This window comes from Neisseria sp. P0001.S005, from assembly GCF_051963715.1.
The window spans coordinates 1-18,543 of record NZ_JBQCTZ010000060.1; the positions used below are offsets into that span (position 1 = coordinate 1).

19 protein-coding genes are annotated in these 18,543 nt (G+C 51.5%); 8 read left to right on the forward strand and 11 right to left on the reverse strand.

Annotated elements, in window-relative coordinates:
• Positions 1-145: 145 nt before the first annotated feature.
• Together mnmE and ACTHSP_RS09360 are read right to left on the reverse strand one after the other, a co-directional pair.
• On the reverse strand, positions 146-1,510 hold the full coding sequence (gene mnmE, locus ACTHSP_RS09355; RefSeq protein ID WP_440346010.1) for a tRNA uridine-5-carboxymethylaminomethyl(34) synthesis GTPase MnmE: 1,365 nt from the start codon (positions 1,508-1,510) through the stop codon (positions 146-148).
• Between the two features lie 91 nt (positions 1,511-1,601).
• A complete protein-coding gene (locus tag ACTHSP_RS09360) occupies positions 1,602-2,258 on the reverse strand; it encodes an NAD(P)-dependent oxidoreductase (protein ID WP_049350793.1) in 657 nt (218 codons plus the stop codon).
• Positions 2,259-2,442: 184 nt separating this feature from the next.
• On the opposite strand from ACTHSP_RS09360, the gene ACTHSP_RS09365 reads away from it, so the two are divergent.
• The 4 genes from ACTHSP_RS09365 to ubiG all read left to right on the forward strand — a co-directional run bounded on the left by ACTHSP_RS09365 (position 2,443) and on the right by ubiG (position 5,482).
• Positions 2,443-3,333: a LysR family transcriptional regulator gene (locus ACTHSP_RS09365; protein ID WP_440346011.1), complete on the forward strand. Its 891-nt coding sequence runs from the start codon at positions 2,443-2,445 to the stop codon at positions 3,331-3,333.
• Positions 3,330-3,602 (forward strand): GIY-YIG nuclease family protein, encoded by a 273-nt coding sequence (locus tag ACTHSP_RS09370; protein WP_049350791.1) that lies wholly within the window; start codon positions 3,330-3,332, stop codon positions 3,600-3,602. Before ACTHSP_RS09365 ends, ACTHSP_RS09370 begins: the two co-directional genes overlap by 4 nt.
• A 470-nt stretch (positions 3,603-4,072) precedes the next feature.
• Positions 4,073-4,606, forward strand: a complete 534-nt coding sequence (locus ACTHSP_RS09375; RefSeq protein ID WP_049328922.1) for a c-type cytochrome — start codon at positions 4,073-4,075, stop codon at positions 4,604-4,606.
• 162 nt (positions 4,607-4,768) lie between these two features.
• Positions 4,769-5,482: a bifunctional 2-polyprenyl-6-hydroxyphenol methylase/3-demethylubiquinol 3-O-methyltransferase UbiG gene (gene ubiG / locus ACTHSP_RS09380; RefSeq protein ID WP_371464545.1), complete on the forward strand. Its 714-nt coding sequence runs from the start codon at positions 4,769-4,771 to the stop codon at positions 5,480-5,482.
• Positions 5,483-5,639: 157 nt separating this feature from the next.
• On the opposite strand, the gene ACTHSP_RS09385 is transcribed toward ubiG, so the two are convergent.
• Positions 5,640-6,110: a CYTH domain-containing protein gene (locus ACTHSP_RS09385; RefSeq protein WP_049350788.1), complete on the reverse strand. Its 471-nt coding sequence runs from the start codon at positions 6,108-6,110 to the stop codon at positions 5,640-5,642.
• 38 nt (positions 6,111-6,148) lie between these two features.
• Complete coding sequence (locus ACTHSP_RS09390; RefSeq protein WP_003681587.1) at positions 6,149-6,568, reverse strand: CopD family protein; 420 nt, start codon at positions 6,566-6,568, stop codon at positions 6,149-6,151.
• 236 nt (positions 6,569-6,804) lie between these two features.
• Between ACTHSP_RS09390 and ACTHSP_RS09395 the strand changes: the two genes are divergently transcribed.
• The gene (locus ACTHSP_RS09395) at positions 6,805-7,068 is read left to right on the forward strand and encodes a hypothetical protein (RefSeq protein ID WP_049350787.1); all 264 of its coding nucleotides are present in this window, start codon (positions 6,805-6,807) and stop codon (positions 7,066-7,068) included.
• Between the two features lie 356 nt (positions 7,069-7,424).
• Here the strand turns inward: ACTHSP_RS09395 and ACTHSP_RS09400 are convergent, their stop codons facing one another.
• The 4 genes from ACTHSP_RS09400 to ACTHSP_RS09415 all read right to left on the reverse strand — a co-directional run bounded on the left by ACTHSP_RS09400 (position 7,425) and on the right by ACTHSP_RS09415 (position 11,896).
• A complete protein-coding gene (locus ACTHSP_RS09400) occupies positions 7,425-9,461 on the reverse strand; it encodes a M3 family metallopeptidase (RefSeq protein ID WP_049350786.1) in 2,037 nt (678 codons plus the stop codon).
• 121 nt (positions 9,462-9,582) lie between these two features.
• Positions 9,583-10,449: a hypothetical protein gene (locus ACTHSP_RS09405; RefSeq protein WP_049350785.1), complete on the reverse strand. Its 867-nt coding sequence runs from the start codon at positions 10,447-10,449 to the stop codon at positions 9,583-9,585.
• A 67-nt stretch (positions 10,450-10,516) separates the two neighbouring features.
• The gene (locus tag ACTHSP_RS09410) at positions 10,517-11,380 is read right to left on the reverse strand and encodes a mechanosensitive ion channel domain-containing protein (protein WP_440346012.1); all 864 of its coding nucleotides are present in this window, start codon (positions 11,378-11,380) and stop codon (positions 10,517-10,519) included.
• 21 nt (positions 11,381-11,401) lie between these two features.
• The gene (locus tag ACTHSP_RS09415; protein ID WP_049328318.1) at positions 11,402-11,896 is read right to left on the reverse strand and encodes a restriction endonuclease; all 495 of its coding nucleotides are present in this window, start codon (positions 11,894-11,896) and stop codon (positions 11,402-11,404) included.
• Positions 11,897-12,186: 290 nt separating this feature from the next.
• Between ACTHSP_RS09415 and ACTHSP_RS09420 the strand changes: the two genes are divergently transcribed.
• Complete coding sequence (locus ACTHSP_RS09420) at positions 12,187-12,522, forward strand: hypothetical protein (protein ID WP_049350783.1); 336 nt, start codon at positions 12,187-12,189, stop codon at positions 12,520-12,522.
• 345 nt (positions 12,523-12,867) lie between these two features.
• Here the strand turns inward: ACTHSP_RS09420 and dnaE are convergent, their stop codons facing one another.
• A complete protein-coding gene (dnaE, locus tag ACTHSP_RS09425; RefSeq protein ID WP_440346013.1) occupies positions 12,868-16,302 on the reverse strand; it encodes a DNA polymerase III subunit alpha in 3,435 nt (1,144 codons plus the stop codon).
• A gap of 165 nt (positions 16,303-16,467) precedes the next feature.
• On the opposite strand from dnaE, the gene ACTHSP_RS09430 reads away from it, so the two are divergent.
• Together ACTHSP_RS09430 and ACTHSP_RS09435 are read left to right on the forward strand one after the other, a co-directional pair.
• The gene (locus ACTHSP_RS09430; protein WP_002221492.1) at positions 16,468-16,701 is read left to right on the forward strand and encodes an RNA-binding S4 domain-containing protein; all 234 of its coding nucleotides are present in this window, start codon (positions 16,468-16,470) and stop codon (positions 16,699-16,701) included.
• Positions 16,679-16,897, forward strand: a complete 219-nt coding sequence (locus ACTHSP_RS09435) for a hypothetical protein (RefSeq protein ID WP_049350781.1) — start codon at positions 16,679-16,681, stop codon at positions 16,895-16,897. The genes ACTHSP_RS09430 and ACTHSP_RS09435 overlap by 23 nt, the downstream gene beginning before the upstream one ends.
• Before the next feature lie 100 nt (positions 16,898-16,997).
• Here ACTHSP_RS09435 and ACTHSP_RS09440 read toward each other — a convergent pair whose 3' ends face one another.
• Together ACTHSP_RS09440 and yihA are read right to left on the reverse strand one after the other, a co-directional pair.
• Positions 16,998-17,468 (reverse strand): PepSY domain-containing protein, encoded by a 471-nt coding sequence (locus tag ACTHSP_RS09440; protein ID WP_318250423.1) that lies wholly within the window; start codon positions 17,466-17,468, stop codon positions 16,998-17,000.
• 341 nt (positions 17,469-17,809) lie between these two features.
• A complete protein-coding gene (gene yihA, locus ACTHSP_RS09445; RefSeq protein WP_440346014.1) occupies positions 17,810-18,451 on the reverse strand; it encodes a ribosome biogenesis GTP-binding protein YihA/YsxC in 642 nt (213 codons plus the stop codon).
• Between the last annotated feature and the right edge of the window lie 92 nt (positions 18,452-18,543).

The window sequence follows — 18,543 nt, forward strand, 5'->3', positions numbered from 1 at the left end:
CCGGTTTGACAGTTGGCGCAACCAAAATCGCAAAAAATATGGCAGAAGCTGCCAATAAATAAACGCAAGTGAAATTAGCTTGTTTTGGTGATAAAAAAGGCCGTCTGAACATTCAGACGGCCTTTGTATTTGATGGCAAACCGTTTTATTTGCCGATGCAGAAGCGCGAGAAAATCACGCCTAGCAAATCGTCGGCGGTAAATTCGCCGGTGATGGCGTTGCAGGCGTTTTGGGCGAGGCGCAGGTGTTCGGCAAGGAGTTCGGGTTGATCGTCGAGGTAGGGAACCGCGTATTCGAGTTCCATTTCGGCAATTTTCAGGGCGTTGAGGTGGCGGCTGCGGGCGAGGAACAGGCTTTCGCTTTCGCCCTGCCAGCCGATTTCCTGCAACAGTGCGTGTTTGAGCAAATCGAGACCCGCGCCGGTTTTGGCGGACAGGCTGATGACGGTGTCCGCGCCGGTTTGCGCGAGGCCGTCTGAACGGATGGCGACGGGTTCGCCGGTCAGGTCGGCTTTGTTGTGGATTTCGATTTTTTTCAAACCTTCGGGCAGGCTGTTCAAAATGGCTTGGGTTTTGGCGTTCACGCCTTCGCGCGGGTCAATCAGAATCAGGGCGACATCGGCTTCGGAGACGGCTTTGCGGCTGCGCTCGATGCCGATTTGTTCGACCACGTCGTCGGTTTCGCGCAGACCAGCGGTGTCGATGATGTGGACGGGCACGCCGTCGAGGGTGATTTGTTCGCGCACGGTGTCGCGGGTGGTACCGGCAATGTCGGTTACGATGGCGATGTCGTCGCCCGCCAAGGCGTTGAGCAGGCTGGATTTGCCGACATTGGGCGCGCCGACGAGGACGACGTTCATGCCTTCGCGCAAAATCGCGCCTTGTTCCGCGCTGGCGAGGACGGTTTTCAGACGGCCTTGCAGGGCTTGGAGCTTGCCGCGCGCGTCGGCGGCTTCGAGAAAATCGATGTCTTCTTCGGGGAAGTCCAGCGTAGCTTCGACCAGCATCCGCAGGGTGATGAGGTCGTCCACCAGCTCGTGTATGTGTCGGGAAAACGCGCCCTTGAGCGAACGCAATGCCATGCGTGCGGCGGACTTGCTGGAGGCGTCGATGAGGTCGGCAACGCTTTCGGCTTGGGCAAGGTCGAGTTTGTTGTTGAGGAAGGCGCGTTTGGTAAATTCGCCCGGCTCCGCCATGCGCGCGCCCAGTTCGAGGCAGCGCGAAAGCAGCATGTCCATTACCACAGGGCCGCCGTGTCCCTGCAATTCAATCACGTCTTCGCCGGTAAAGCTGGCAGGGGCGGCGAAGTAGAGCAGGATACCGTTGTCTATCGGCTGCCCGTCGCCGCCGAGAAAGTCGGTGTAAAGCGCAGTGCGCGGTTTGGGCATTTTGCCGCCGCTGAGGGTTTGTGCCAAAGGCAGCAGGTTTTTGCCGGAAAGACGGATAACGCCGACGCCGCCGCGTCCGGGTGCGGTGGCGATGGCGGCGATGGTGGGTTGGGTTGCGGACATGAGAACTCGCGTATAGGTAAATTTAATGTGCGTATTATAGCAAAAGGCCGTCTGAAACTTTGGGTTTCAGACGGCCTTTAAATTAATACGATTAAACAGCGGCGACGGTAAAGCGTTCAAACAAATGCGCTTTGTTTTCCACATCGTCGGCGATGGCGACTGCCAAATCGGCCACGCTGATGCCTGCCGGAATTTCACCGTCCATCAGCAAATCGTCTTTGCCCAAGCGGTATTTGCCGGTTTTGTCTTCGCTGAAACCGCCGGTAACACCCAGTCGTGCAGGAGGGGAAACGAAAGACCAGTTCACGTCACGGCGCGGCAGGAGTTCTGCCAAGAGATGGCGTGCGGCATTGGCGCCGTCGAAAATTTCTTTCGGGAAGTCAGGCGTATCGACCACTTGCAAATCAGGCGCGGCATACAGGCTGCCTGCGCCGCCGACGATTAAGAGATACGGCACTTGCGCCGCTTTTGCCGCTTCGACGATACTGCTTGCGCCGCGTGTAAAATCCGCGCCAATATTGGGATTGGTCCAGCCGGGATTGAACGCGCTGACCACGGCGTCAAAGCCTGCCAGCTTGTCGGCGAAGTCCGCCGCATTGACATCTGCGGGTACGACGGCAACATTTTGCGCTTGGAACACTTTGTCTGTGTTGCGGGCGAAAGCGGTCACTTCATGACCGCGGCCTGCCAATTCTTGAACGACTGCGTTGCCGACATAACCTGTTGAACCGATGACTGCGATTTTCATGTTTGACTCCTTGTTGGGATGTGATTGATTAGATGAACGCATTGTAAGGTCGTCTGAAACGCTTGATAATCCCTGATTTGCTGTTATGATTATGAAGTTAAACTAAACAATCAAAATAGAAGGCCGTCTGAAAGCGTTTGGACTTCGTTAAAACCAAACTTTCAGATGGCCTCATCATAGAAGAATGCAAGACATCAAACCCCTGCTCGTTTTCGCCGCCGTCCTCGAACACGGCAGTATGAACGCCGCCGCTGCCGCGCTGGGCATGACACCGTCGGCGGTCAGCCAGCACATCAACCGCCTCGAAACCCTGCACGGCATCAAGCTGTTAAACCGCAGTACGCGCAGCCTTGCGCCTACCGATGGCGGCAGAGCCTTGGGCGAATACTGCCGCCGTCTCGCTACCACGCTCGCAGATACGCGTACCGTTATCGACAATCTGAAAACCGAACCCGTCGGCGAATTGCGTATTTCCCTGACTTCCACCGTCATCGAATCTCGCGCTTTTCAGACGGCCTTTTCGCGATTACAAACCGAGTTCCCAAAAATCTGCCCTGTCCTCAATTTCAGCGATACCTTGGACGACCTGCAACACAGCCAAACCGACATCGCCATACGCGGCGGCGGCCGCGCTTTGGACGATCCCAATCTGGTCGCGCGTCATCTCGTTACTTGGCCGTACACTATTTGCGCCGCGCCCGATTATCTCGACCGCCATCCGCCCATTACCCATCCCTCGCAGCTTCATACCCACCGCTGGCTGCACTTCCTGCCTGTCCGCACGACCTTGCAACACGGCGGCGAAAGCTATTTTCTCGACGTCGCCGACAGCATTGCCTGCACGCATCTTGCTGCCGTCCGCAGCCTGACCGAATGCGGCTTCGGTTTGTCTTTGCAAGTGGGCGGCGAAGTGAGGGAGAAAATCGCCCAAGGCCGTCTGAAAGTGGTTTTGCCGGAATGGACATTGCCGCCGATCAGCCTTTATTTGGTGACGCCTTATCGTGTGCAGTCTGCCAAAACCGAGGCTGCCGTGCGCATTTTTACCGAGAGTTTTGCCAAGGAAGGGGATTTATGAACGCGGAAAATTGGAGCGTTTACCTGATTTTGTGCGAAAACGGCGCGTTTTATTGCGGCATCAGCAACCGTCCGCAAGAGCGATTTGCGGCGCATTTGTCAGGAAAAGGCGCGAAATACACGCGTTTAAACAAGCCTGTCGAGATGCGCATCGTTTCAGACGGCCTCTCCAAAAGTGAAGCACTGAAACGGGAAGTCGGCATTAAGAAATTGACGGCAGAGCAGAAGCGGGGATTATGGGCTGAAGCTGAAACATTGGCAAAAGACTAATGGCGGCAATGGATTAAATTGTAGTCGGGATATGAATAACCACATAAATAGGTAAGCCTGCTGGTGTCTTTTGGCATGGCCAAGCAGCAAATGTTTATTAACATGATTCAAAAAGGCCGTCTGAAATCTGATTGGGGTTCAGACGGCCTTTTTAGGATAAGAAGCGTTTTAATGCTTATGGTATTATCTGGAAAGTTTGTAAAAAGTTGAATTTAAAAAGAAACATTAAAAGCCAAGAGTATAACTGATTGAACAATAAAATGAAAATTATCACGCCAAATGACAAATGGGCGTAGATTTCTATCTGAGTAGAGGTGTGGTGTCAATATGTTTTTCCTGTTTTTGTGACAAAATCTGATTTATGCCAATATTTATTATAGTCTAAGTCGAATGGATTAGTTTCTATGCTAGAATTTTTAAGCTGTTTATATAAAACAGTGATTTAAACTAAAACTAAGGAAAGACAGAACATGAACAAATTACTGATTGCCGTAATGATGATGGCTGGTTTGACAGCTTGTTCCCAAGAGGCTAAACAGGAGACTCAAGAGGCTGCTCAAGCCGTTGCATCTGAAGTGAAAAACGAAGCCGCTTCTGCTGCCGATGCGACTGCATCTGCCGCTCAAGAGGCCGCCGATAAGGTTGAAGCTGCCGCCAGCAAAGCAGAGGAAGCCGCGAAACCTGAAGAAGCTGCCAAGCCTGAAGAGAAAACCGAAGCGCCTGCCGCTGACGCCAAACCTGCAGAATCCGCCAAAGTAGATGGCAAAGCTGTTTACGAAGCGAACTGTAAAACATGTCACGGCGGCTTGATTCCCGGCGCTCCTGCCGTAGGTAAAAAAGAAGACTGGGCGCCTCGCATCAAACAAGGCCAAGACACTCTGCACAAACACGCAATCGAAGGCTTCCAAGCCATGCCAGCCAAAGGTGGCAACGGCAGCCTGAGCGACGATGAAGTGAAAGCCGCAGTTGATTACATGGCCAACGAATCCGGCGCTAAATTCTAAATCGTACCGATTGAAACGCACCTTGCCACAAGGTGCGTTTTTTATGGGCAGGCGGATGAAAGTTGAAATAGGGCCGATAAACAGGCAAAGGCCGTCTGAAACATTTTATTTTGAAGCGCAATCGGCTAAAATCAGGCGAATTATTTTATGCAGGAGCAAACCATGAGCAATCAACACGACAACGTAGATGCCGGCGAAATCGCCAAGTTCAGTCAAATCGCCGACAAATGGTGGGATAAAAACGGCGAATTCAAGCCCCTGCATGACATCAACCCCTTGCGCCTCGACTATATCGACGGCTATGCCGGATTGGCAGGCAAACGCGTGTTGGATGTAGGCTGCGGTGGCGGGATTTTGTCGGAAAGCATGGCCAAACGCGGCGCAGAACACGTGACCGGCATCGATATGGCGGAAAAATCCCTGCAAACCGCCGCTGCCCATGCGGCCAGCCAACATGTTGCCAATATTGATTACCGCTGCATCCGCGTCGAAGACCTCGCCGCCGAAGAGCCGCACAGCTTTGACGTGGTAACGTGTATGGAAATGATGGAACACGTTCCCGATCCGTCCGCCATCGTTCAAGCCTGCGCGAAACTGATCAAACCCGACGGCATGGTGTTTTTTTCCACCATCAACCGCAATCCCAAATCTTATCTGCATCTGATTGTCGGCGCGGAATATCTGTTGAAATTTGTCCCCAAAGGCACGCACGACTGGAAAAAATTCATCACGCCGGCAGAGCTTGCGCGCATGTGCCGCCAAGCCGGATTGGATACCGTCGGCAGCAAGGGCATGACCTATAATTTGTTGAGCGGCCGTTATTCTCTGTGCGACTCGACCGAAGTCAACTATATGGTGGCCTGCCGTCCGGCGTAAGGTTACACGGATAAAGCACACGGGCTTGCTCGATATTTGAAACGGTATGTCGAAAGCAGCTCGATACAAATATCGGTAAGGTAAATCAGGCCGTCTGAAAAGAAAAAAGGCATGTGCGATACATGCCTTTTTTGTACGTGCAGAGAAGTTGTCGCCCTTATTCCGTCCAAGACGAATACGGATGTTTGCTCAGATACGCATTGGTGAATTTACCGTCTGCCGTGATTTCCTTGCCCAGCCAAGACGGTTTGGGAAACTCGGTATCTTCAGACGGCAATTCGATTTCCGCCACAATCAATGGCGCATTGTCGCCGAAATATTCGTCGATTTCATACACAAAGCCCTCAAATTCGACCCGATAGCGGTATTTTTCCATTTTAAACGGGCACATGTCCGCCATCATCGCTTGCGCGTGAGCCAGCGGGATTTCGTATTCAAACTCGCTGCGCGCCATGTCGGAAATATAGCCTTTCAGGGTCAGCCATGCTTGCGAACCGATAATCCGCACGCGGATGGTGCGCTCCTTTTCCACGCTCAAATAGCCCTGTTGCAACACCAGCGGCTCGCTTGCCGCTTCGCGCCAACTGTCATCCGCCAGCAAAAAGCGGCGTTCGATTTCGACCGTCATGAATTCTTTCCTTATTTACCAAACAGGCCGTCTGAAGATTAAAACGGCTTGAAAACCACCATATAAAGCGCGGCTACCATCATCAATACGGGGAGTTCGTTGAATACCCGATACCAGCGGTGCGAATACACATTGCTGCCGTTTTGAAAACGGCGCAGCAGCAGGCCGCAATAAAGCTGGTAAGCCAAGAGCAGCAGGCCGCACAATAATTTAACCGCCAGCCAGCCGTTGCCCCACCAATTGTTTACAAACCCGATGGCCGCGCCGAATATCAGCGTTCCCCAGCCCAAAGGCGACATAAAGCGGTACAGCCGCCGCGACATATCCGTCAGCCGTACATATTCCACGCTGCCAGGCTCTAATTGCGCCAGATTCACATAAATCCGCGGCAGATAAAACAGTCCGGCAAACCAAGAAATTACAAAAAATACATGCAGCAGCTTAAACCACAAATACATTTCAGACGGCCTCAAAACCTAAAACCATTATTTTATCCGCAATACGGCCCGAGCCAAAACAAAATAGTCAAAACAATCCGATTTAGTGCGCCGCAACAATGTGTTGCAGGCATGATTTTACCCAAAAACCAAATTGTGAATTTCGCAATAATATGCAAATTAAGATATGCACAATGCAAAAAACTTGCTAAAATCCTATGCTATTTAATTATAAAAATTCATTATGGACGGAAAACATGAAACAATTTGAAATCAGCAACAGCGTCAGGAAAGAGCTTAGCAACTACCTGAATACGCACAATCTAAACCTCAAAGCCGCCATGGACAACGAAACAACCAATGGCGAAGTCGCCGCCATCGTTCATGCAGGATTGCCGGCGATGATTCGGAAAATCTATTCTTTGGAAAAAATGAAAACCTTTTTCTGGACGAAAAAAGATTTGATGATGGAATTTATCAATATGCGCTTGGATGCCGGCGATAAAAAGGGCAAAAACTAAATTTAGCGTTGAGCAGGGGGAGATAGGGGTTTGAAATGCGGACTTCTGTTTTCTCGAAAATTTTATTAGGGATAGGGCTTACTTATTGTTCCTAATCAGTTTTGACAACCGAAAGGCCGTCTGAAATTCAAATAATAGGGTATGGGAACATGCCCTGTTTTTATGGGCGGCTTGTCTGCATTGGAATAATATTGAGCTTGGCAACTGTTGCGACGTTCCGCACTGGGTGGTTTTATCGGCTGAATGGTTTTATATTTGTTTTGCTGAACATATTGAATGGATTATAAAAAGGCCGTCTGAAACATTTCAGACGGCCTTTAGCGTTGAATCAGCAATTAAAACGGCGGATTTTCAAATCAAGCAGCGTTGTCGAAACCGCTGTGGCGGAGTAGGGCATCCAGGCTTGGTTCGCGGCCGCGGAAGGCTTTGAAGGATTCTGCTGCACTGCGCGAACCGCCGACGGCCAGTATTTCTTTCCAGAAGCGGCGGCCGGTTTCGGCAACATCGTCGCTTTCTTCAAAAGCGGCGTAAGCGTCTGCACTCAAAACTTCCGCCCATGCGTAGCTGTAATAGCCTGCGGCGTAGCCGCCGGCGAAGATGTGGCTGAAGCTTAAGGCAAAGCGGTTGTATGCCGGCGGCTGGGTTACGGCGACTTCTTGACGCACTTTGTCCAAGATTTGCGGCCATTCTTTCAGACGGCCTTCATCTTCCTGATGGTAGATTTCCATGTCGAAGAGGGCAAATTCCATTTGACGAACGAGGAACATACCGCGTTGGAAGTTTTTGGCCGCGTGCATTTTGTCGAACAGCTCTTTCGGCAATACTGCGCCGGTTTCTTCGTGCGAGGACATTTGCGCCAATACGTCGTATTCCCAAACGAAGTTTTCCATGAATTGGCTAGGCAGCTCGACCGCGTCCCATTCGACGCCGTTGATGCCGGATACGCCCACTTCGTCAACCTGGGTCAACAAGTGGTGCAGGCCGTGGCCGGTTTCGTGGAAGAGGGTGATGATTTCGTCGTGGCTCAAACGCGCTTCTTTGTCGCCAACAGGCGGGGTAAAGTTGCAGACGAGGTAGGCAGTCGGCAGTTGCAGCGTACCGTCGGCGAAACGGCGGCGGCTTTTATAGCCGTCCATCCATGCGCCGCCGCGTTTGCCTTCGCGTGCGTATAAGTCCATGTAAACGCCGCCGATGGTTTGGCCGTCTTGTTTCAGCTCAAAATAGCGCACGTCTTTGTGCCAAACGGGGACGGTTTTTTCAGCCAGCTCGATGCCGTAGAGTTTTTTGATTTGGGCAAACAGGCCTGCCAATACTTTGCTGATAGGGAAGTATTTTTTCACTTCGGTTTCGCTGAAGGCGTATTTGGCTTGGCGCAGTTTTTCGGCGGCGTAGCTCAAATCCCAAGATTGCGGATCTTCGATATTCAGGCTCTCGCGCGCAAAGGCTTTGATTTCGGCAAAGTCTTTTTCGGCAAACGGTTTGGCGCGGCGGGCAAGGTCGTGCAGGAAGTTCAGAACCTGTTCGGGCGTATCCGCCATTTTGGTTGCCAGCGACAGCTCGGCGTAGTTTTTGAAGCCGAGTAGTTTGGCGGTTTTCAGCGCGTTTGCAAGCGTTTGTTCGACGTTGGCCGTGTTGTCGAATTTGCCTTCGTCAGCCAATTCGCTGGCACGGGTAACGTAGGCGCGGTAGATTTGTTCGCGCAGTTCGCGGTTGTCAGCGTATTGGATAACGGCGAGGTAGTGCGGAATCTGCAGGCCGATTTTGTAGCCTGTTTTGTCTTCGCTTTGCGCGGCGGCGGCAAACATGGCGATGGAGTCTTCGGGGATGCCGGCAAGCGACGCGGCATCGTCAAAGTAAATGCCGAAAGCGTCGGTCGCGTCTTGGACGTTTTGTGCGAATTTGACACCCAGTTGCGCGCCTTCGGTTTGCAGTTGCGCCAGTTCTGCCTGCTGTTCGGGCGGTAATTCGGCACCGCTGAGGACGAAGTCGCGCAAGTCGTGGTTGAGCTTGGTTTGCTGCGCTTGGGAGAGGGTGTTGAATTCGGCAGAATTTTTGATGATTTTGAAGCGGTTGTACAACTCGATGTCTTGACCGATTTCGGTGAAGAAAATGGTGATTTCAGGCATCAATTCGTTGTATACGGCACGCAGCTCGGGCGTATCGACCACGGAGTTGAGATGGGAAACCACGCTCCAAATGCGGCCGACGCGTTCGGTAATATCGGTTAGTTTTTCGACGGTGTTGGCCCAGTCGGTATGCGTTTGCGCTTTGATGGCGGCGATTTGTTCGCGCGCTTCGGCGATAGCGGTTTGCAGGGCGGGTTTGATGTCTTCGGTTTTAATTTGGTCGAAACGGGGTTCTTCGCCCAAGTGGAGCAGGACGTTGTCGCTCATATGGTTTCTCCTGAATAAGATGGATTCAGACGGCCTTGTGGCCGTCTGAAAAGAAAACGATAGGCGTTATATGGTGGCAGACAGGCAGAATTAAAGTGTCCCGCCTGCCTGTCGGCCAATCTTATTCTGCGCCGCGCGGATTGGCGTGCAACGGTGCAGCCAGTTCGAGGCGCATCGGCGTGCCTTTCGGGGCAAATACGGCATTGGCAATATTGGTTTGCAGGGATTCGGCAAACGAGCCGCGATACACTTTTGCGCCTTGGTGGGTCAGGTTGGATTGTACGTCGACGTACACTTCTCCGCCGATTTGACGCCAGAGGTGGCAGAAGGTGTAGTCTTCGGACAGATAGCGTTTGCTTTCCGGATCAACCATGCAGTCGAAGAATCGGTAGTGTAGGCCTTTGTCTTCTCTGTTATAGTCACTGTCGGAGATGTAGTTCAACTCGGGGTAGGCTGCCATCATTTTTTCAAATACGCTGCGCTTGATAACCATAAAGCCGGTTGGCGCATCATGAACTTTCATAAAACCGTCTTCATCGACTTTCAGTACGATTTCACCGTTTTCATTTTTTTCGCTGGTGTTGACGGTATAAGAAGTGTACATGCGCTCGAAGTCGGCTTGTGTCGTGCCGGCCGGAACGCCTTCTTCAGGCCAATTCTCGCGTTTGAGCGGATAAATGCCTGCCACAACATCTTTGTCTGCCAAAAGCAGGCGGTAGAATGAATCGGGAGAAAAGCCGATGTCGGAGTCAATCCAGAATAAATGCGTCCATTCTTTGTTTTCTAAGAATGTAGCCACGCAGTTGTTGCGCGCGCGCGTAATCAGGCTTTCGCCACGCTGCATCATTACTTGAAGCGGCAGGCCGTGCGAGGCGTTGGTGTGGACGATGTTTAGAAGCGAGAGGGTGTAGTTGTGGAAATATTTGCCGTCATGGCTGGGGGTCATAATGACGGGGTACATTTCGGCAAGAGCTGATTCGGGCAACATGATTTTTCCTTATTGTTGATTGTGAATTTGGGTATTGTAAGGGATTTGATAGTTTATATAAACTTGGCTATTTTAATTTATTGATTAATTGGTATTGCGTGCGCAAGAATTCGTCCAAAACCGCCTGTTGGATTTCCAAGCGTTTGGCTACGGGCGAGGCAAAGCGCACGATGATGTTGTACACCTTATCGTCATGTGGCACGCGGGATACACGCGGCTGGGCGGCGGGCGTGATAAACAATTTTTGGGTTTGCACGTTTTCCAAATGCTGTTTGATGGCAGGGACATAAGGCTCGCACAAGGGCTCAAGAACGTCTTTCAGACGGCCTATGATTTCGTCCGAATCCAAATGAATCGGCACGGGAATTTCCACCGTATGAATCACATAATCGCCCAAAATATTGTCGCGGCGCACGGTGTGGCTCAGAAGTAAGCTGTTGGGAAACGAGAGCGTTTTGCCGGAAAGCTGGCCAATCAACGGATTTGGGCCTATTTGCATCATCAGCGTGTTCAGCATATTGATATCGACCACCCGTCCGCGCAGGCCGTTAATTTCGATGTAGTCGCCGATGGAATATTGTTTGGTTACCGAGCGCAGGATGCTGCCGGACAAACACATAATCAATTCTTTGGTCGCCACCACAATTGCTGCGGCTACCGCAAACATTGACAACGCCAAAGTTTGAATCTGCGCCGCCCAAATCATCGCCAGCCCGAACAAGAGCAGCAGCATGGTAATGTTGCGGCTGACCACCAGCGAACGGCGTTTGTTTTCAATGCTTAAATCCGGATGGCTGCGAAAATGCGCCGAGAGCAAAATGCTGCGTCCGGCAATGACGGCCACAATCATCAATACCGACATCAAAGCCGATTTGATGATTTCTTCGCTGACAGGCAAAGCGTTCAGCCATTCCTGTATGGTGTTCCACATAATGCTGTTTCCTTTCCCTTTTTAGGCCGTCTGAAAACCCACGCGTTCAAAAATTTCTGCCGCACACGCTTCCGATACCGCAAACAAAGTTGCCACGCTGCCCAAAGCCCGTTGTGCTGCCACGCTCAAATCGTCGCGGCATACTTCGCCCAGCCACTCAACCGGCCGCACCAGCGACATTTTCTCATCATCCCATTGCGGACAATGCACCGCTCCGCCTGTAATCCTGCCGACCCGATAACGGCGCAAAGCAGGCGAGTAGGTCAGTACGCCATCTCCATCAGCCAATTCGTTGACAAACCGCCACATTTGGGCCGCGCCCGATTGCGCCGTTCTCAATTTCACATCCGGCACGGCCGAACGGTAAATATCCGTCAGCTCCTCACGGCCAAAACCTTTTGCCGCCGCTTCTGCCAGCATGGGCCAAGCCAACGCCGCCACGCCGCGCTCGAAAAATACGTCATAAAGCACACCTTGAGTGCTGCGAACCATATAAAGTCTGGCTTGTTTTCCCATTGCAGTACCTGTTTGTTTGAAGAACCCATCCCTTTGTTTCTATGTTACCTGTTACGGCTGAAAAATTCGATATTTTGAATGGTCGGAAGGGTTTGAAGTTCTCGCTGAAAATAAATGAATTATAAATGAAAGGCCGTCTGAAGAAATAAAATAGGCTGATATATCAACAGATGATATATCGTAACAATATATTAATAACTGTAAAATTTTTTATGTTTGTATCAGAAAAAGATAAGATGAAAGAATCAATCGAGAAAGATTGCTATTCACTGAACATTAGGAGAGAAAAAATGACCTGCAAAACCCACGAACATCATGACCACGTCCACGGCGCAAACTGCGGACACACTGCCATCAAACACGAAGGCCACGTCGATTATCTGCACGACGGGCACCTGCACCATGAGCACAACGGCCACTACGACGAGCATGCTCTGAGTGTCAATGAAACCAATCCTGACGGCTGCCATCCGGTTGACACCTGCCACGGCCACGTTCACAGCGAAGGTTGTGGCCACGAAGCCGTACCGCACGGCGATCACGTCGACTACATCGTCAACGGCCGTCTGCACCACCAACACGGCGACCATTGCGACGACCACGGCCCTGTTGAAATCGTTAAATAAAACTGTTTTTCAGACGGCCTTTAATATGGGGCTTCTATAGAAAAAGGGGGTGTATTTTCACTCCCTTTGTTTGGTTTGCCCTATATTTAAAACTGCTGTGGCTTACCGCCTCAAAAACTGTATTAAACCAATGTATTTACTGGGTGCTTGACATTGTTTCGGCATTGTCGCTCCCCTTTGTTGTGGGCTATCTTTCCTTATTGGTCAAAGGCTTTATGCAATAAACTTTTCAGATAACCGTTCTATACAATAAGGTCGTCTGAAAGCCGAATATTGATTTATGTTTTTAAAGCGCTTTTTAAATTAAAGGCCGTCTGAACGTGTAGTTTCAGACGGCCTTTAGTTTTACCAATTCACACGAACTGCCCTGCTGCCGAGCAATGTTTCCAGTTCGTCAAACAAGGCGGTGCTTGGCGTTACCATCCATTTGGGCGCAATTTTCAATTTGCCCGATGCTTTGCCGTTGCTGTACGACAGTTGCAGCGGGATGTGCGACGTGTCGGGCAGGCGGTGTGCGGTGAGGATGGTGGCGAGGCGTGTTATGTCGTGGCCGGGTGCGAGGGCGAGGCTGAGGCTGCGGGCGTAGCGTTCGCGCGCCATTTGCAGGGTCATGACTTGGTTTGCCATGATGCGCAGCCCGTCGCCGCCGCCGTAGTCGTCGCGGCTGACTTTGGATTCGATAATCAGCACTTGGTCGGATTTGAGGTAGTCGGCGCAGTTTTCCAGCGTCTGGCCGCTGACCATGATTTCAATCTGCCCGCTCAAATCTTCGAGGCTGACGAAGGCGATTTTGCCGCGCTTGCCCATCATGGTGCGCACGGCGGTGACGAATCCGGCGAGGCGCACGCTGTCTTGCGGTTTCAGACGACCTAATTTGGTCGGGGCGATTTGGCGGACTTCTTGGGCATACGGGCCGAACGGGTGGCCGGACAGGTAAAAGCCGATGACGGTTTTTTCTTCGGCGAGTTTTTCCGATTCGCTCCACATGGGCGCGTCGATGAGCTGCACCGGTTCGATGGCGTCTTCCATCATGTCGAAGAGCCCGCCCTGATTGGCGTTGGCGGCTTTTTGGTCGGCGTTGTTCATGGCGAGGTCGATGTTTGCCAAGAGCATGGCGCGGTTGGGTTCGATGCTGTCGAACGCGCCGCCGCGTATCAGGGCTTCGAGGGTGCGGCGGTTCATGTGTTCTTTGCCGACGCGCTCGCAAAAATCCAACAGGCCGGTAAACTTACCGCCGCTTTGCCGCGCGGCGATGATGGATTCGACGGCGGCTTCGCCCGTGCCTTTAATCGCGCCGAGTGCGTAGCGGATTTTCATGTTCGGATACGGCGTGAAGCGGTAGTCGGATTCGTTGATGTCGGGCGGCAGGAACTCGATGCCGTTGGCGCGGCAGTCGTCGTAGAAATGTTTGAGCTGGTCGGTGTTGTCCAATTCAGACGACATGGTCGCCGCCATAAATTCGGCGGGGTAATGGGCTTTGAGCCATGCGGTCTGGTAGGAAATCAGGGCGTAGGCGGCGGCGTGGGATTTGTTGAAACCGTAGCCGGCGAATTTTTCCATGTAGTTGAAGATTTCGTCGGATTTTTCGCGCGAAATACCTTGTTTTGCCGCGCCTTCGGCGAAGATTTCGCGGTGTTTCACCATTTCTTCGGGCTTTTTCTTACCCATGGCGCGGCGCAGTAAGTCCGCGCCGCCGAGCGAGTAGCCGCCGATAATCTGCGCCGCCTGCATCACTTGTTCCTGATACACCATAATCCCGTAGGTCGGCGCGAGGATGCCTTCGAGTAGTGGGTGGATGTATTGGAATTCCTGTCCCTTCATGCGCGCGACAAAGTCGGGGATGTTGTCCATCGGACCGGGACGGTAGAGCGACACGAAGGCAATGAGTTCTTCAAACTTGGTGGTGTGCGCCGTTTTCAGCATTTTTTTCATGCCGGTCGACTCGAATTGGAATACGGCGGTGGTGTTCGCATCGCGGAAGATTTTGTAGGCGGCTTGGTCGTCGAGCGGGATTGTGCCGACATCGACAATATCGCCGGTGGTGTTTTTGATGTTGTTCTGTGCCATTTCGATAATGGTCAGGTTGCGCAGGCCCAAAAAGTCGAACTTCACCAAACCCACGTCTTCCACGTCGCCTTTGTCGTACATGGATACGGGCGAGGCGGATTCGTCCGCCTGATACACGGGGCTGTAATCGGAAATCTTGCCCGGCGCAATCAACACGCCGCCCGCGTGCATACCCAGACCGCGTGTCAAATCTTCCAGCTTTTTCGCCAGCGTAATCAGTTCGTCCGCTTCTTCCGCTTCAATCAATTCCTGAATCTGCGGCTCCGCCTTCATTGCATCATCCAAACCCAAAGGTTTGTTGGCTTCCAGCGGAATCAGCTTAGACAGTTTGTCGCACAGGGTAAACGGCAGCTCCAGCACGCGCCCTACATCGCGGATCACCGCTTTGGACGACATCGTGCCGAAGGTCACAATCTGGCTCACCGCCTGCGCGCCGTATTTATCGCGCACATACTCAATCACGCGGCCGCGGTTGCTTTGACAAAAGTCCACGTCGAAGTCGGGCATGGAAACGCGTTCGGGGTTTAAGAAACGTTCGAACAGCAGCGCGTATTTCAGCGGGTCAAGGTCGGTAATCTTCAGCGAATACGCCACCAGCGAACCCGCGCCCGAACCGCGCCCCGGCCCCACCGGACAGCCGTGCGTTTTCGCCCAGTTGATAAAGTCTTGTACGATAAGGAAATAGCCGGGGAATTTCATCTGGATGATGATGTTCAACTCAAAATCCAGCCGCTCCTGATATTCCGGCATTTTCGCCGCCCGCTCCGCCTCGTCGGAATAAAGCTGAACCATGCGTTCCTGCAAGCCTTCGTTGGACAGTTTCACCAAATAATCATCCAGCGACAGGCCGTCCGGAGTAGGGAAGAGCGGCAGAAAGTTTTTGCCCAATGTGATGTGCAGATTACAGCGTTTGGCGATTTCTACCGTGTTTTCTAGGGCTTCAGGCAAATCGGCGAAACGTTCGGCCATGGTTTCCGGTGGAATGAAAAACTGGCTCGGCGTAAAATCGCGCGGACGTTTCTTATCCGTCAATACCCAGCCGCCAGCGATACATACCCGCGCCTCGTGTGCGTTGAAATCATCGCTGCTCATAAACTGGGTCGGATGCGTTGCTACCACCGGCAAACCCAGTTCCTCCGCCAGCTTCACGCTGCCGGAAACGCAAGCCTCCCATTCGGGGCGTTCGGGCAGGCGTTGCAGCTCTAAATAAAACGCATCGGGAAACCACGCCGCATACTTCAACGCCGCCGCACGCGCTGCGTCTTCGTTGCCGTTCAAAAGATTCACGCCCACTTCGCCGTAATGCGCGCCGCTCAAGCAAATCAAGCCGCTGTTGTCGCCGCTTTCCAGCCATTCGGGATTAAGTTCCGCATGATGGATATTGCGGTCTTTGCCGACATAAGCCGCCGTCAAAAGCTCGCTCAAGCGCAGATAGCCCGCATCGTTGCGGATAATCAGCATGGCGCGAAACGGCTTGTCGGGCGCATTCGGATTACCTATCCATACATCTGCCGCGCCGACGGGCTTAATCCCCGCGCTGCGGCAGGCTTTATAGAATTTCACCAAACCGAATTCGTTCATCAAATCGCTGATGCCCAAAGCAGGCAAACCATATTCCTGCGCTTTGGCAATCAGTTTTTTAATCCGCACCATACCGTCGGTAATCGAAAATTCGGTATGCAGGCGCAGGGGGATGTAGGTCGGCTCGGTCATGGCAAAATCGGCGTGAACAATAAAAGGCGTATTGTAGCAGGGTTGGCAGCTAAAGGCCGTCTGAAAACCAAATGTAATGAGTTTGGATAAAGCAAATAAAACAGAAGGGGGCTTTCTTTCAGACGGCCATGTTAAAATATCGCCCTTATTGAAAAGGATTGAATGATGGAAGCAACAGTCTATCTTGAAGACAATGAATACATCGCTTTATGCGACCTGTTGAAACTGGCCGGCCTAGCCGAAAGCGGCGGACAGGCAAAAGCGTTTATCGCCGAAGGGCTGGTGTTGCGTAACGGCGAAACCGAAACCCGTAAGACCGCCAAAATACGCGGCGGCGAAGTGATTGAATTTGACGGCGCACGCTTGGAAATTGCTGATGGATACGACCCTGAAGAATAAAGCCGAAGCCATCTTGGGCGAGCCGCTTTTAGATGAACCTGTCCGCCCCGAGTCGTGGGAATGTTGCGGCAGCGAGTGCGGCGATGCCTGTATCCAGACAATGTATTGGGCGGAAAAAGCACGCTATGACGCGCAACGGCGGAAATTGAAAGAAGCGGGTTGGACTGATGGCGAAGATGAGGCAAAGGCCGTCTGAAAACGATTGGGCTTGATAGAAGCTGTGTTTCAAACAATGCTGCATTAAAGCCAATGCCGTCTGAAAGTTCCAGACGGCATTGGCTTTTTTAAAGTTTAAATTAAGATTTTGTTACCTCGGAAGCGGTTGCATTTTCAGGTGTGCCAGGTGCAGCATCTGCAGGAGCCTGATAATCTGTATTTTGCGATGAAGAGGGCTCGGCATTGTCATAGTTATCATGTTTATGATGCTTATCATGTTTACCAAAGTGTCGTTTGTCTTGATCGTCATCTTGTGCTACTGCCAATACTTTGCCGTTTTGAGCATCAACCAAAGCTTCGTATTCGACGCCGTCTTTCAAGATTTCTACTTTGTAACGGCCGCCCAAATGTTGTTTGTATTTGTAATCGACATCTTTAACGACGCCACCCACTTCTGCTACCGCTGCTGCGGCTGCTTGCTGGCCGGAAACCTTTGCAAACATACCTTCTTTGAAAGCCATGGTACCTGCTGCACCGGCAACGCCCAAACTTGAAGTAATAATACCGGCAATGATGAGTTTTTTTGAAATAAAAGCGTTAATGCGTTTCATAATTTTCTTTCCTACTGTGTTGTTGAACGATGAATGCATTCTATGCCTCAACAATTAGCTGAATATGAGCAAAACGCTAAGATGTGTAATGGGTTGCAATACTAAAATTAACACTTTAATAATGGAGATCGAAGCCGCGCTTTCAGACGGCCTTGCTGATATGTTGTGATGGCATATTTGGCGCAGATTGTGGTTTGCATGTGAAAACAAAAAAGTGTGATGAAAAAAGGGCATGTGTGAGACATACCCCCGGATTAAATGGTAAATGCGATGGTGAGAAACCAAATGACGGAATAAGATTTGCGGTTGGTCAACTCATCTCATTCCGCCTTGTTTTACAATCACTCAGACGATGTTTCGCCTGCAAGATTTTCGATTTCTTCGCGATGCGCGTCAAACCATGAGCCGACCACTTGATTGACTTCGTCCATGCCTTGTTTTTTCAGGCTGGAGAATAATTGAACGCTGATTTTTTGGCGTTCGGTGTAGGGTTTGAGTGATTTTTTTACTGCGGCCAACGTTTTAATCTGGTCGTTTTTAGATAGCTTGTCTGCTTTTGACAGCAGGATATGCACAGGACGGCCGGTAATGTGGAAAAAGTCCAGCATTTGAATGTCTAAAGCTTTGAGCGGATGGCGCGAGTCCATAATCAAAATCAGGCCGATCAGTTGGCGGCGTTGTTGCAGGTAGTCGCCCAAGAGTTTGACCCAGTGCGTACGGATGGCCTCCGGTACTTGCGCGTAGCCGTAGCCGGGCAAATCGACCATGAAATTGCCGTTTTCCAGTTCAAAGAAATTGATGTGTTGGGTGCGTCCCGGTGTTTTGGAAACGTAGGCAAGGCGCACATGATTGGTTAAAGTATTGATGGCACTGGATTTTCCTGCATTGCTTCGGCCGACAAAGGCAATCTCGGCCGGCGTGTCGGGCAGGTCTTTCAGATGGTTGACCGTTGTAAAGAATTTGGCGTTTTGAAAAAGATTCATCAGTATTTCCTTGCATGGAAACAAAACTGCAACATCATAATTTGTATCGGGCATTTATGTTGCAGCAGTTTGGTAATTTGAGTAGTAATTTA

Bases quoted from the DNA above. Each gene is read 5' to 3' on its own strand.
- mnmE (WP_440346010.1), bottom strand. From the start codon at position 1,510: ATGTCCGCAACCCAACCCACCATCGCCGCCATCGCCACCGCACCCGGA.
- ACTHSP_RS09360 (WP_049350793.1), bottom strand. From the start codon at position 2,258: ATGAAAATCGCAGTCATCGGTTCAACAGGTTATGTCGGCAACGCAGTC.
- ACTHSP_RS09365 (WP_440346011.1), top strand. From the start codon at position 2,443: ATGCAAGACATCAAACCCCTGCTCGTTTTCGCCGCCGTCCTCGAACAC.
- ACTHSP_RS09370 (WP_049350791.1), top strand. From the start codon at position 3,330: ATGAACGCGGAAAATTGGAGCGTTTACCTGATTTTGTGCGAAAACGGC.
- ACTHSP_RS09375 (WP_049328922.1), top strand. From the start codon at position 4,073: ATGAACAAATTACTGATTGCCGTAATGATGATGGCTGGTTTGACAGCT.
- ubiG (WP_371464545.1), top strand. From the start codon at position 4,769: ATGAGCAATCAACACGACAACGTAGATGCCGGCGAAATCGCCAAGTTC.
- ACTHSP_RS09385 (WP_049350788.1), bottom strand. From the start codon at position 6,110: ATGACGGTCGAAATCGAACGCCGCTTTTTGCTGGCGGATGACAGTTGG.
- ACTHSP_RS09390 (WP_003681587.1), bottom strand. From the start codon at position 6,568: ATGTATTTGTGGTTTAAGCTGCTGCATGTATTTTTTGTAATTTCTTGG.
- ACTHSP_RS09395 (WP_049350787.1), top strand. From the start codon at position 6,805: ATGAAACAATTTGAAATCAGCAACAGCGTCAGGAAAGAGCTTAGCAAC.
- ACTHSP_RS09400 (WP_049350786.1), bottom strand. From the start codon at position 9,461: ATGAGCGACAACGTCCTGCTCCACTTGGGCGAAGAACCCCGTTTCGAC.
- ACTHSP_RS09405 (WP_049350785.1), bottom strand. From the start codon at position 10,449: ATGTTGCCCGAATCAGCTCTTGCCGAAATGTACCCCGTCATTATGACC.
- ACTHSP_RS09410 (WP_440346012.1), bottom strand. From the start codon at position 11,380: ATGTGGAACACCATACAGGAATGGCTGAACGCTTTGCCTGTCAGCGAA.
- ACTHSP_RS09415 (WP_049328318.1), bottom strand. From the start codon at position 11,896: ATGGGAAAACAAGCCAGACTTTATATGGTTCGCAGCACTCAAGGTGTG.
- ACTHSP_RS09420 (WP_049350783.1), top strand. From the start codon at position 12,187: ATGACCTGCAAAACCCACGAACATCATGACCACGTCCACGGCGCAAAC.
- dnaE (WP_440346013.1), bottom strand. From the start codon at position 16,302: ATGACCGAGCCGACCTACATCCCCCTGCGCCTGCATACCGAATTTTCG.
- ACTHSP_RS09430 (WP_002221492.1), top strand. From the start codon at position 16,468: ATGGAAGCAACAGTCTATCTTGAAGACAATGAATACATCGCTTTATGC.
- ACTHSP_RS09435 (WP_049350781.1), top strand. From the start codon at position 16,679: ATGGATACGACCCTGAAGAATAAAGCCGAAGCCATCTTGGGCGAGCCG.
- ACTHSP_RS09440 (WP_318250423.1), bottom strand. From the start codon at position 17,468: ATGAAACGCATTAACGCTTTTATTTCAAAAAAACTCATCATTGCCGGT.
- yihA (WP_440346014.1), bottom strand. From the start codon at position 18,451: ATGAATCTTTTTCAAAACGCCAAATTCTTTACAACGGTCAACCATCTG.